This window comes from Methylotenera mobilis JLW8, assembly GCF_000023705.1.
Lineage (GTDB): Bacteria > Pseudomonadota > Gammaproteobacteria > Burkholderiales > Methylophilaceae > Methylotenera > Methylotenera mobilis.
The window spans coordinates 2,201,735-2,213,701 of record NC_012968.1 but is presented as its reverse complement, the minus strand read 5'-3'; the positions used below and the strand labels follow the sequence as shown (position 1 = coordinate 2,213,701).

Sequence of the window (11,967 nt, the reverse complement as noted above, 5' to 3'; positions counted from 1 at the left end):
GCAACTATGGACGAAATTAAATACAACTCAAATATTGATTACGGTACTCCTAAAAGCGAAGCTGCTAAGCAAGTGACGCTGACGATAGATGACAGAGAAATTACAGTGCCTGATGGCGTATCTATTATGCATGCTGCTGCAGTAGCAGGTGTGATGGTGCCTAAACTATGTGCAACAGATAGTCTGGAGCCGTTTGGATCATGTCGTTTATGCTTGGTTGAAATCGAAGGCCGCCGTGGCTACCCCGCATCATGCACTACCCCGGTTGCTGATGGTCTGAAAGTCCGTACACAAACGCCAAAGCTTGCAGATATTCGTCGTGGCACAATGGAGTTGTACATTTCAGACCATCCCTTAGATTGCCTAACTTGCGCAACTAACGGTGATTGTGAGCTACAAGACATGGCTGGCGCGGTAGGTTTGCGTGAAGTGCGTTACGGTTATGACGGTGAAAACCATCTTAACTCTGCAAAAGACGAAACTAACCCATATTTCACGTTTGATCCTAGTAAATGTATCGTGTGTTCACGCTGCGTGCGTGCATGTGAAGAAACGCAGGGCACATTCGCACTGACCATCTCCGGACGTGGTTTTGAGTCTAAGGTTTCTGCCGGCAATAAAGACTTTTTAGATTCAGAATGCGTATCTTGCGGTGCTTGCGTGCAGGCTTGCCCAACGGCAACACTGATAGAAAAAACAGTCATCGAAGCCGGTACGCCCGAGCATAGCGTAACCACTACATGCGCATATTGCGGTGTGGGTTGTAGCTTTGACGCGGAAATGAAGGGCGAGGAAGTGGTTCGTATGACGCCAACCAAGAATGGTGGCGCTAACCACGGACACTCCTGCGTAAAAGGCCGCTTCGCATGGGGTTATGCCACCCATAAAGACCGCATCACTACGCCTATGATTCGTAAAAGCATCAAAGACCCATGGCAGCAAGTGGGATGGGATGAGGCAATCAGCTATGCAGCGAGTGAGTTAACCCGTATTCAAAAACAATATGGCAGCGATGCAATCGGCGGAATTACGTCATCACGTTGCACCAACGAAGAGGTTTACGTCACACAAAAGTTGATTCGTGCCGTATTCGGCGTGAACAACGTGGATACGTGCGCACGAGTTTGCCACAGCCCGACCGGCTATGGCTTGAAACAAACGCTGGGTGAGTCTGCTGGTACGCAAACCTTTGATTCAGTGATGCATTCCGATGTAATTTTCATTATTGGTGCTAACCCAACAGACGGCCATCCGGTATTTGCATCACAAATGAAGCGTCGTTTACGTGAGGGGGCTAAACTCATTATTGCTGACCCACGTGAAATTGACTTGGTTGCTAATTCTCCACATATTCGTGCCGATTACCACCTTAAATTACGCCCAGGTACCAACGTTGCCTTAGTGTCAGCGCTGGCTCACGTGATTGTGACGGAGGGCTTGGTGCAGGAAGCGTTTGTAAAAGAGCGCTGCGAGTGGGATTCATTCGTAGAGTGGCGTGATTTTGTGGCTAAGCCAGAAAACTCACCAGAAGCGCTTGCAGCTGAATTGGGCGTGGATGCAGAAACGATGCGTGCGGCAGCCAGAATGTACGCCACAGGCGGCGATGCTGCAATTTACTATGGCCTCGGCGTTACCGAGCATAGTCAAGGCTCTACCACTGTGATGGGTATAGCCAACCTGGCAATGGCAACTGCGAATATTGGCCGTGAAGGTGTGGGTGTTAACCCATTACGCGGTCAAAACAATGTGCAAGGCTCATGCGATATGGGATCTATGCCGCATGAGTTTCCGGGTTACCGCCATGTAGCTGATGATGCGACACGTGCTTTATTTGAATCTGCTTGGGGCCGGTCACTAAGTAAAGAGCCCGGTTTGCGTATTCCCAATATGCTGGATGAGGCGAGCGAGGGTAACTTCAAGGGCTTGTACTGCGTAGGTGAAGATATTGTGCAATCAGACCCCAATACGCAGCACGTCACACACGCATTAGAAAACATGGAGTGTGTGATTGTTCAAGACTTATTCCTGAATGAAACGGCGATGTTTGCGCACGTGTTCTTCCCAGGTGCTTCATTCTTAGAGAAAAATGGTACATTTACCAATGCGGAACGCCGTATTTCACCTGTACGCAGAGTGATGCATCCTAAGAATGGTTATGAAGATTGGGAAGTGACGACCAAACTATCTGAGGCATTGGGCTACCCAATGCAATATAATCATGCATCAGAAATTATGGATGAAATTGCTGCCTTAACACCTACATTCCGTGGTGTAAGCTTCAAGAAACTGGATGAAATGGGTAGTGTGCAGTGGCCATGTGATGACGAGCATCCTGATGGCACGCCGATTATGCATATTGACGAGTTTGTGCGCGGAAAAGGTAAGTTCTTTGTGACGCGCTACGTGCCAAGCACAGAAAAAGTGAATGCTAAATTCCCATTGATTCTGACGACAGGCCGTATTTTGTCGCAGTACAATGTGGGAGCGCAGACACGTAGAACACATAACACTGCTTGGCATCCAGAAGATATCTTGGAAATTCATCCACATGACGCAGAAGAGCGCGGCATTAAAGAGGGTGACTGGGTTGGGATTGTGAGCCGTGCGGGTGAGACTGTGTTGCGCGCTAAAATTACAGAGCGCGTGCAAGTTGGCGTGGTTTACACCACGTTCCACCACCCTGAATCTGGTGCTAACGTGATTACCACCGATAACTCAGACTGGGCAACTAACTGCCCCGAGTTTAAGGTGACGGCAGTGCAGGTGTCACGTGTCAGTCAGTTATCTGATTGGCAGAAACACTACAAGAGCTTTAGTGAAGCACAAATTGCTTTTGCCGGTAAAAAGGCAGACGCAGCAAAAGTGAATTAGGAGTCAACGCTGTCTTTAATATTAGATGTATCCACCAGTCAGTTCGAGGTTACGCAGTGGCAGGATGGGAAATTGCAGACAGCCTCGGATTGTCTGGCAGAAGAAACGCCTATTGCCTTAGTGTATAACGGCGTTTCGCATGCTGTAATGTTGGCTACCGCGCAGGACCTGGAAGATTTTGCATTAGGTTTTTCGCTATCTGAAGGCATTATTGAGCAGGCAAGTGAACTCTATGATGTAGATGTTCAGGTGCGTAACAATGGTATTGAGTTGCACTGTGAGATAGCAACTGAGCGCTTTGTGCAGCTAAAAGAGAAGCGCCGCACCTTGGCGGGTAAGACTGGTTGCGGCTTATGTGGCTCCGAGAGTCTGGAGCAGGCGGTGCGCTATCCTGATCGCTTGTTGTCTCAGTCTGTATTCGCGGCAACAAGTATTCAACGCGCGTTACAGGCGATGCAGGCAACGCAGGTGCTGCAGCAGCAGACTGGTGCTACGCACGCCAGTGCGTATGTGTTGGCAGACGGCACCATCAGCATGGTGCGTGAGGATGTGGGCAGACATAATGCACTTGATAAGCTGGTAGGGGCGCTGGAGAAAAACCGCGTGAAAACCGGCTTGGCGAATGATGGTTTTATTATTACCACCAGCCGTGCCAGCTTCGAAATGGTGCAGAAAACAGCTAGGGCAGGCGTGAGTTTGCTTGTTGCTGTATCAGCACCTACCGGCTTAGCGGTGCGCGTAGCACAAGAATGTGGTTTGACGTTGTTAGGCTTTGCGCGTGAGAGCCGATATGTGGCTTATAGTCACGGTGAAAGAATTTTGAATCAATAAAAATAGAGAAGCTAAAGTCTATGGATATTAAACGTTTAATTTCGATGGCGAACCAGATCGGTGACTTTTATGAGTCTTATCCGAATCAGATCCAAGCGCAAGAGAATATTGCCAAGCATCTTAATAGCTTCTGGGCATTGCCTATGCGTAAGCAAATCGCAGAGTATGTAAATGTGCAGGGCGGCAACGGTTTGCACCAAGCGGTGCAAACGGCGATTAAATCGCACATACAGTTATAACTCCCATCCCTGTCTGCATCCACAATCGCAGACGTTGCTATACCAATCACATAGCTATATGTGATTGGTGAGCGTTTCTTACTAGATATTAATTGTCGCGGTGTTTATTCTCGAGATATTTGCTCTCAGATTAGCCCCGGATATAGCCCCACAAGTAAAGTAGACTTTAGTGCTGGCGCTGATACAGCCTAAAGCTTTCTTTTCTGTCAGCGGTACGTTTGCCGCGCCAAATTAAAGCCCATTCGTCACTGGGTTGCATTCTGGTCGTGCCGCGTTCATCTTGTATCAGGTAAAACTCGCAGCTAGCAGACTGCGGTGCATCCATAGGCTCTAGGTGTAGATTGGTGTAGTAGTTTAATAATACGCGTTGCGATTGGCCAATATTTAAGCTTTTGATGCATGCACTGTTGTTGCCAATGGCTTGCTGTAGCTGCGTAAAGGCCGGCTTGTAGCTCTTTGCGCTGTCAATCAATGGTAGCCATAAGGTCATCAGTAGGCCCCAGCCAAATGTCATGCCTACGGCCCAGTTGGTGACGGTGGCACGGTTGCTTTGGCGCACCCTGACGCAGGTAAATAACCAGATGCTGGTGATGATAACCGCGAGCACAAGGCTGATAATGCTAAAGTGCACGCTATCAGAGCCAGATAGAAACTGCATGCGCTCTTTAATTCTGCTCGGATAGCCTGTAGTCATGGCAAACCAACCTAACCAAATTAGAAAGCCGGCCAAGCCAAATAGACTGATGCCAAACCAGTTTAATGCAGATGCCGCGCCGCGCTTAAGGTGATCTACACTGCCGGCACCTAGTGCCACCAAGGGTAGGAGTAGGGTGAGCGCATTGATATCTTTGTTATCTGCGCCTGCGCCTAGCGCCGCTAAGCTAATCAAGAAAAATATAATAATGAGCTGAAATCTTGGTTTGCTCAGTAGTTGCATGCGGTGACGCCATAGACTCCAAAGTGCCAAAGGCAATGCTGGCCATGCATACCAGATTAATATCTTAAAAAAGTATGAAAAGTAGGATTGGTTAAAACTATGGAGTTCAGATTTAAGCCAGGCACTAAATAACTCTGGATAATATAGCGCAAAAGGTACTAGCCATAGCGCTACTAGCGGTAGTGCCGCTAACATTGCAGCACTGAAAAATATGGCAAAGCTCTTGGTGCGCCAATTCTTAAATAAGAGCGCTAATGATAATGCGGTGCCGGTTAAAATCAATGCTGGCAGCAGCCCCTTTGCTAAGAAGCCAACAGCAATGGCTGCGCCAAAGAGTAGGCTTGCACGCCACGGCCTGCGTTTTGATAGCGCTAGTGCGTAAAAACCGGTAGCTGTGCTGGTTAGCATAGCTATCTCAGTGTTGAGACTGTGTGCATTTAAAATAAGGCCGATGGTGCCTATCATAATAAATGTCGCGTAACGCCCTACGCCATGCGTCCAGAGCTCACGCCCGGTCATGCCCACCATGAGCAGGGTGATTGACATCCATAGCGCGTTAATCAGGCGTGCGCCATCATGGATATCAAATAGGTAGCTAAAAAGCTGGGCACTGCCCGCAGCCGATAAGTGATATAACGGCGGCAAATCTAATAGTGATTGGTTGACGGCTAACGGTGCAATGATATGGCCGTTGTCCAGAATATCTTTAATAATGCTAATACTAGTGGTTTCTAGCGGTTTCCAAGGCGCATGGCCAATCAGACCTAGAAAAATCCAGATAATAGATAAGAGGATTAGAAGCTGTGTTTTTGTGTTCTCACCGATGCGCGCGCGCGGTGTAGACATATTGCCTTGCCAGTCATGATCAAGTTGGAAGCGCATGTGGATTAGCTCGGGATCTGCATCATTGAAGTATGCCCATTTTATATGAGCAAGTGGTTCGTATAAACAACATACTAAAACAAAAGGCAGCCTAAGCTGCCTTTTGATAAACGATAATCTGCAAGCAGAGTCGTGATTGTTGAATTACATGCCGTATTTTTTACGGAATTTATCAACACGACCAGCAGTATCAAGAATCATTTGTTTACCAGTGTAGAACGGGTGTGATTTTGAAGATACTTCGATCTTAACTAATGGGTACTCTTTACCGTCAGTCCACTTGATAGTGTCACGAGCAGCGATAGTAGAGCGTGTGATAAAGCTAAAGTCAGCACCAATGTCTTGAAATACGACTTCGCGGTAATTTGGATGAATTCCATCTTTCATGTTAATAGCCTCTTATTGTTTGCCGAATGATACGGCATAATGTTGCAAATTTTTGCGGTAACTCGGCATTATATTTATATTGCTGCAGCTACGCAAGATAATTGTTTAAAGTAAAGGAGTTAGCCTCTACGCATGCTGTCAAAAAAATCCGCATTGTTTTTAGTTGACTTGATTTTGTCCAACAAGAACTCCATCGCCTCAAGGTCATCCATTGGGTAGAGTAGTTTACGTAGTACCCAGATTTTCTGTAACACATCTTTTTCGATTAATAACTCTTCACGACGTGTACCGGATTTATTCACGTTGATTGCAGGGTATTGGCGTTTCTCTGCCATGCGGCGGTCAAGATGGATTTCCATGTTGCCGGTACCTTTAAACTCCTCATAGATAACGTCATCCATGCGAGAGCCGGTATCTACCAATGCAGTAGCGATAATGGTGAGTGAGCCACCCTCTTCAACATTTCTGGCAGCACCGAAGAAGCGTTTAGGGCGTTGTAGGGCGTTGGCATCCACGCCGCCGGTTAATACCTTGCCTGACGATGGGATCACCGTGTTGTAAGCACGAGCTAAACGTGTAATAGAATCTAGTAAGATGACCACATCTTTTTTATGTTCAACTAAGCGTTTGGCTTTTTCCAGTACCATTTCTGCAACTTGTACGTGACGTGTTGCTGGCTCATCGAACGTTGAAGCAACCACTTCACCTTTTACTGAGCGTGTCATTTCTGTCACCTCTTCAGGGCGCTCGTCGATTAACAATACAATCAGAATCACGTCAGGGTGATTAGCAGTAATCGCATGCGCGATATTTTGCATCATCACCGTTTTACCGCTTTTCGGGCTGGCAACCAGCAGACCACGCTGACCTTTACCGATGGGCGCAATCATATCGATAACGCGGCTAGTGATGTTTTCAGCACCTTTGATATCACGTTCCAGAGTGAGTGGAATGGTAGGGAATAAAGGGGTTAAGTTTTCAAACAGAATTTTATGTTTGGTATTTTCTGGCGCTTCGCCATTTACCATGTCAACTTTAACTAAAGCAAAATAGCGCTCACCGTCTTTAGGGATGCGGATTTCGCCTTGAATACTGTCACCAGTGTGTAAGTTAAAGCGACGAATTTGAGAGGGTGAAACGTAAATATCATCAGGACCAGCTAAATAAGAAGTGTCTGGTGATCTGAGAAAGCCAAACCCATCTTGCAAAACTTCTAAGGTGCCGTCACCAAAAATGCTTTCCCCTTTTTTTGCCTTATTTTTTAAAATGGCAAAAATTAAATCTTGTTTACGCATGCGACTGGCATTGTCGATTTCATTGGCAATAGCCATTTCTACTAATTCAGTAACAGGTAGATGTTTGAGGTCGGATAAATGCATGGGGTCTCGCTAGAACAAGATGTGTGTAGGGTGATTAAAGGCTTTAGATTTAAATGCCAGAGGCTTAGTTTTTGTTGCCTGAAGGGATGGTGCTTGGTTTTAAAGCGTTAATCGTTTAAAACCAAGCCTTTGATTTATGCTAAGCGTAATGGGTTTAGATGTTGCTGTCAATAAAAGCAGTAAGTTGTGACTTAGATAGTGCACCAACTTTAGTTGCTTCTACATTGCCATTTTTAAATAGCATGAGTGTAGGGATGCCACGAATGCCATATTTAGGTGGCGTTTGTTGGTTGTCATCAATGTTTAGTTTAGCAACTTTGATGCGGCCAGCATATTCTTTTGAAATTTCATCAAGAATTGGTGCAATCATTTTGCATGGGCCACACCACTCTGCCCAGTAGTCTACAAGAACTGGGATTTGCGATTGTAGAACATCTTGTTCAAAACTTGCATCGCTAAGGTGTGTGATGTGTTCGCTCATAGGAAAACCTTTAAATTGAATATGACTAAATAATACTAGAAAATGTGTATCGTAGCGAAAAAAAATGTTTTAGTGAAGCCTAATTGTGCTGAATAAGATTTAATTCATGATGTTGAACTGAATGCGCTCAATGTCATGCGTTCTCTCTATTAGCCGCTCAAGGGATGCCTGTACGGTTTTTTTGTTACAGGTGAATGTCAGCTGGCGGCCTTGGATATAAGTGCCTCTGGGCGCGATAATAGTGGCGGCCTGGTTCACCGCGCTGATTTCTGGCAGTTTAAGAACTTTGGTATTGCTGCTGTGTTGGAAGGTCTGTGCAAAAGCGCTGTCTGCATATGGGGCAATCAATTGTACGCCAATGTCTAAGCGGTCTCTGGTGCCACAGTTGGCCCATTTCACTAGCCCGATTGACCACTGCTGTTCGTTTCTGGCCTTTAGCGCAATTAAGCTGCCGACTTTGATGTTCTTCTGTGCGGTATGGTAGCGCCTGATGGAAATGCCGGTTGCGCTGATGTTTAGGATTTTCCAGTGCGAAGGGGTTGCCTGATAGACTTGCGCTACAGGGTCGCTGTTAGCGGCAGTGATGATGCTGTGTATGTCTTCAATGCCGACAGCGATGTCGATATCCCCGTTTTTGGCGGAGCGGTTAAATATACGTTTGGGTGCAATACCCCAGTTGGTAATGAGATAGGACAGTAACTCAATGTAGTCATTATGGTTGGCATCAGCATTAATACTGCCACTCACTGGAATGCTGCGATTTTGGAGTTTGCCCAGGTCTTCGTGAATGCCGCGTATCAGGTCTATGGTATGCAGTAATAGTTCTGAGTCCGGATTGGGCGCTGATTTAAGCTTGCCGTAAGGCGTAGGAGGGGCATCAGACGTTAAGTTGATGATAAATGCACCAGAGCTATTTTCTAACGGCTCGATAGCGGTGACCCTTGCTGCTTGAATGTGGTGCGCTAAATAGTCGGCGACCGCGCTGATATCTTGCTGCAACAGATGATGAGGCTGCGCCAGGCTGACTAGTAGCGTATGCTTATAAGTATCTTCAATAGACGTTAGTAATTGGGCATAATTTTTCGCTTGTGTTGGCGTAGTGTCGGCCGGGGTGTTGGTGTGCAGAATGCCAAGCTTGGCTGCACAGAAGTACAGCTGATGTAAATCGCTCCAGACATGGCTGGGCGGTGTTAAATAGGTTTGGTAGTGTACCAATGTGTATTCAGCTATTGCGTGCATTGCACGCTGAATAGCTAATGCCGAGCTTTTATCTGTGCGTAACTTAATGAGTTGGTTTTGTAAGTCGATTAGCACCAGTTTGTAGCCGTAGCCGAGCTCTAGCCACAGTGCTTCGCAGGCCGCTGCGGCAGATTTGGCTTTATCTTCAAGTGGTAGTGTAGAGTTGACATAGTCTGCTGCAAGTGCTGTGGTTACGCTGATAATCAGGCTACGATAGTAGTCTAATGCTTGCGTTCTTTGGCTGGAGGAAGCCTTTTGGCGATTCAGGGTTTCCAATTCGTTGTGCAAATGTGTGGCGATGTCAGCCGGGTCCTGCGAGTTAATTTCCTGTAATAGTTGCTGTATTTTTTGCGGGCGCGTTTCCGCAATAAATACCGGGTTTTCTTGCAAGGTAGGAATGTTAAGGTTTAATGCCATATTATTTTTTTTGCAATCAATTTATAGGGGTAGATGATTGTATGATATTGCTTATATGAAAATTAGTATAAACAATATGTTACGGCTAGCATACATCTAAAAATTTGTTTTTACTAGCCTGTTAATTCTTTTAGTGGCAAAGCGTAGCTTGCTGTTTCTGTGGTGGATTTATGTATAAGTTTTTATTGGGTTTATTGATGTTGATGTGCAGTCAGTTGGCGAGTGCTGATCTGGTGGCGAAATCTAATTTTTTGCTGAAGGATATGGCTGGTGTGCAGCATCAGCTTGCTCAGTACAAGGGTAAATGGGTTTTGGTTAACTATTGGGCCACTTGGTGCCCGCCATGCTTGGAAGAAGTGCCTGATTTGGTTAATTTGTATGATCAGCACCGACAAAAAGACCTGATGGTGCTTGGCGTGGTGTTTGATTATAAAGATGTGAACGAGGTTAAAGCTTATGTGGATGATATGCTGATGTCTTACCCGATCGTGCTAGGCGATGATAGTGTGATGGAGCAGATTGGAGCGGCAGAGGTAATGCCCACTACTTTTATCTATAACCCCAAAGGTAAGTTAGTGAAAATCAAACGCGGTATCGTGACTAAGCAATATGTAGAAAGCTTGATTAAAGCAGGAGTTAAGTAGCCTAGACTTTCTATGAGATGCTTGAAAACTAGATTGTCAATTAAAGCTCATGTATGCATAAAGTGAAATGCGCATGAGCTTTATTGAGCTATATAGTTGCTAGTGTGGCACAGGAATGCTGTTGCCGCTGCTATCTAGTACATTGAGCTGATTTTCATCGGCAAAGTGCATCAATTGCGCATAGCCTTCAGGATTGACAACTTTTAACTTCAAATCCACCGCTAGGCAGCGCACACCGTTCACTACTCTTGGTTTTAAGTATGGTGAGTATTTTAATTTGCGGTCTTCGCCGAAGGTGGCGTATGTGCTGCACATACGGTCTACCCAGTCGCTAGGGCGAAACGGTTTGCCTGCACGCGTATTGCCTTCGATAATAACCTCTTGTTGCTCTGGGGCGTTTTTGTGGTCTGTAGTCATTTTATTTACCAATGATTGTGCTGCTTAAAAACAGCTTGAGAGTTGCCAGCATTATAGCACTGCCAGTCTGCATGCAAATATGCCTGATTTCAAAAGCAGCATAATAATTCATGCACCAATGAGATTGCTGGGGAGTTGCTGGAGCATTGCTAGTCGTGCAGATGTGCATAAGATGAGCAAGCCAGCCTGATTGATTTAATCCGTTGATTCAGGCTGGCTTGTCACGTTAACGCAGCTTAAGGCATGTATTCAAATACTTTGACTACGGTTGTAACGCCGCTGACATTGCGTGCGATTTCTACCGCTGCATCTGCCTCTTTTTGTGTGACATAACCCATGAGGTACACGATGCTGTTTTCAGTCACGACTTTGACGTAATTGGCGCTAAAGCGGTTTTCAGTCACAAACTGTGTTTTAACTTTTGAAGTGATGAATGAGTCATTGGCACGTGAACTGAGCGTGGTTTTAGGGCCAATCGTTAATTCATTGGTGAGGCTGCGTACGCTCTCTGTGCCTAGAATGATATTGCCTGCCTGCGTTTTGGCTTGTTCACTAGGCACTTCACCTGTTAATAGCACATTACCTTTAAAGCTTGTGACGTTGACGTGCGCCTCTTCGCCCAATGTGTCATGAATTTTCTTGACCGTTTTTAATTCGATGTTTTGGTCTTCAACATAAATGCCGGAGGTGCGTCTATCTGCTGCCATTGCGCCAGTGGCTGCTGCGCCGCCTACAACAACAGGTACGCAAGCACTGATTTGTGTCGCTAGTGCGACAGCGGCAAATAGTTTAATCGCCAATGGGTTAATCGGTAATTTCATCATGAGTATCCTTTATGATTGGAATGAGTTAATGGAGGATAGAAGTGGCTCAGAACGCATCTTTTATCCATTCTACTGTGGTTATATCAAGCGCATGCATCAAAATTGCGTCAAAACGACAGGCGCTATCGCCGTTTATTTGCAGGTAGCGTTCTGCAGTTCGCGTAAGTTTTTGCTGTTTGCTAGCGTTGATGCTCATGCCGGCACCGCCAAATTTGGTATTGCTGCGTAGGCGCACCTCTACAAAAACCAGCGTTTTACCATCGCGCATGATGAGATCAATCTCACCGTAGGCCGAGCGAAAGTTCTTTTCTATCACTGTGAGTCCATTGTTTTGCAGAAAAGTTGCAGCAATTTGCTCTGCCAATTGACCTTCAGTGATGTTTTTGGCTTGTGATTGTGTGGTCATGTGCTTGATGGTG

The 11,967-nt window shown here is 46.0% G+C and carries 12 protein-coding genes; 4 read left to right on the top strand and 8 right to left on the bottom strand.

Translation table 11 applies throughout. The features are described 5' to 3' along the window. Positions 1-6: 6 nt before the first annotated feature. The 3 genes from fdhF to MMOL_RS10295 are packed head-to-tail and all read left to right on the top strand — an operon-like array spanning position 7 to position 3,941. Positions 7-2,871, top strand: a complete 2,865-nt coding sequence (fdhF, locus tag MMOL_RS10305) for a formate dehydrogenase subunit alpha (protein ID WP_015832970.1) — start codon at positions 7-9, stop codon at positions 2,869-2,871. A 9-nt stretch (positions 2,872-2,880) separates the two neighbouring features. After that, positions 2,881-3,702 carry a formate dehydrogenase accessory sulfurtransferase FdhD gene (gene fdhD / locus MMOL_RS10300; RefSeq protein ID WP_015832969.1) on the top strand — a complete coding sequence of 274 codons (822 nt, stop codon included), beginning with the start codon at positions 2,881-2,883 and terminating at the stop codon, positions 3,700-3,702. Positions 3,703-3,722: 20 nt separating this feature from the next. After that, a complete protein-coding gene (locus tag MMOL_RS10295; protein ID WP_015832968.1) occupies positions 3,723-3,941 on the top strand; it encodes a formate dehydrogenase subunit delta in 219 nt (72 codons plus the stop codon). 166 nt (positions 3,942-4,107) lie between these two features. Here MMOL_RS10295 and MMOL_RS10290 read toward each other — a convergent pair whose 3' ends face one another. The 5 genes from MMOL_RS10290 to MMOL_RS10270 all read right to left on the bottom strand — a co-directional run bounded on the left by MMOL_RS10290 (position 4,108) and on the right by MMOL_RS10270 (position 9,663). Beyond that, positions 4,108-5,760: an ArnT family glycosyltransferase gene (locus MMOL_RS10290; RefSeq protein WP_015832967.1), complete on the bottom strand. Its 1,653-nt coding sequence runs from the start codon at positions 5,758-5,760 to the stop codon at positions 4,108-4,110. Between the two features lie 144 nt (positions 5,761-5,904). Then, a complete protein-coding gene (locus MMOL_RS10285; RefSeq protein WP_015832966.1) occupies positions 5,905-6,147 on the bottom strand; it encodes a type B 50S ribosomal protein L31 in 243 nt (80 codons plus the stop codon). A 119-nt stretch (positions 6,148-6,266) separates the two neighbouring features. Next, positions 6,267-7,526 (bottom strand): transcription termination factor Rho, encoded by a 1,260-nt coding sequence (rho, locus tag MMOL_RS10280; RefSeq protein WP_015832965.1) that lies wholly within the window; start codon positions 7,524-7,526, stop codon positions 6,267-6,269. A gap of 154 nt (positions 7,527-7,680) precedes the next feature. After that, a complete protein-coding gene (gene trxA, locus MMOL_RS10275) occupies positions 7,681-8,007 on the bottom strand; it encodes a thioredoxin TrxA (protein ID WP_015832964.1) in 327 nt (108 codons plus the stop codon). 99 nt (positions 8,008-8,106) lie between these two features. Next, a complete protein-coding gene (locus MMOL_RS10270; RefSeq protein ID WP_015832963.1) occupies positions 8,107-9,663 on the bottom strand; it encodes a hypothetical protein in 1,557 nt (518 codons plus the stop codon). 170 nt (positions 9,664-9,833) lie between these two features. On the opposite strand from MMOL_RS10270, the gene MMOL_RS10265 reads away from it, so the two are divergent. Then, positions 9,834-10,307, top strand: coding sequence for a TlpA disulfide reductase family protein (locus MMOL_RS10265; protein ID WP_015832962.1), 474 nt, complete (start codon positions 9,834-9,836; stop codon positions 10,305-10,307). A gap of 99 nt (positions 10,308-10,406) precedes the next feature. Here the strand turns inward: MMOL_RS10265 and MMOL_RS10260 are convergent, their stop codons facing one another. The 3 genes from MMOL_RS10260 to MMOL_RS10250 all read right to left on the bottom strand — a co-directional run bounded on the left by MMOL_RS10260 (position 10,407) and on the right by MMOL_RS10250 (position 11,954). Further along, on the bottom strand, positions 10,407-10,724 hold the full coding sequence (locus MMOL_RS10260) for a DUF3579 domain-containing protein (protein WP_015832961.1): 318 nt from the start codon (positions 10,722-10,724) through the stop codon (positions 10,407-10,409). A 236-nt stretch (positions 10,725-10,960) separates the two neighbouring features. Then, positions 10,961-11,548, bottom strand: coding sequence for a BON domain-containing protein (locus MMOL_RS10255; protein WP_015832960.1), 588 nt, complete (start codon positions 11,546-11,548; stop codon positions 10,961-10,963). Positions 11,549-11,594: 46 nt separating this feature from the next. Beyond that, on the bottom strand, positions 11,595-11,954 hold the full coding sequence (locus MMOL_RS10250) for a YraN family protein (RefSeq protein ID WP_015832959.1): 360 nt from the start codon (positions 11,952-11,954) through the stop codon (positions 11,595-11,597). Between the last annotated feature and the right edge of the window lie 13 nt (positions 11,955-11,967).

Coding starts and splice junctions, on each gene's coding strand:
- MMOL_RS10270 (WP_015832963.1), bottom strand. CDS start 9,663: ATGGCATTAAACCTTAACATTCCTACCTTGCAAGAAAACCCGGTATTT.
- fdhF (WP_015832970.1), top strand. CDS start 7: ATGGACGAAATTAAATACAACTCAAATATTGATTACGGTACTCCTAAA.
- MMOL_RS10290 (WP_015832967.1), bottom strand. CDS start 5,760: ATGCGCTTCCAACTTGATCATGACTGGCAAGGCAATATGTCTACACCG.
- MMOL_RS10265 (WP_015832962.1), top strand. CDS start 9,834: ATGTATAAGTTTTTATTGGGTTTATTGATGTTGATGTGCAGTCAGTTG.
- MMOL_RS10260 (WP_015832961.1), bottom strand. CDS start 10,724: ATGACTACAGACCACAAAAACGCCCCAGAGCAACAAGAGGTTATTATC.
- trxA (WP_015832964.1), bottom strand. CDS start 8,007: ATGAGCGAACACATCACACACCTTAGCGATGCAAGTTTTGAACAAGAT.
- MMOL_RS10295 (WP_015832968.1), top strand. CDS start 3,723: ATGGATATTAAACGTTTAATTTCGATGGCGAACCAGATCGGTGACTTT.
- MMOL_RS10255 (WP_015832960.1), bottom strand. CDS start 11,548: ATGATGAAATTACCGATTAACCCATTGGCGATTAAACTATTTGCCGCT.
- MMOL_RS10285 (WP_015832966.1), bottom strand. CDS start 6,147: ATGAAAGATGGAATTCATCCAAATTACCGCGAAGTCGTATTTCAAGAC.
- MMOL_RS10250 (WP_015832959.1), bottom strand. CDS start 11,954: ATGACCACACAATCACAAGCCAAAAACATCACTGAAGGTCAATTGGCA.
- rho (WP_015832965.1), bottom strand. CDS start 7,526: ATGCATTTATCCGACCTCAAACATCTACCTGTTACTGAATTAGTAGAA.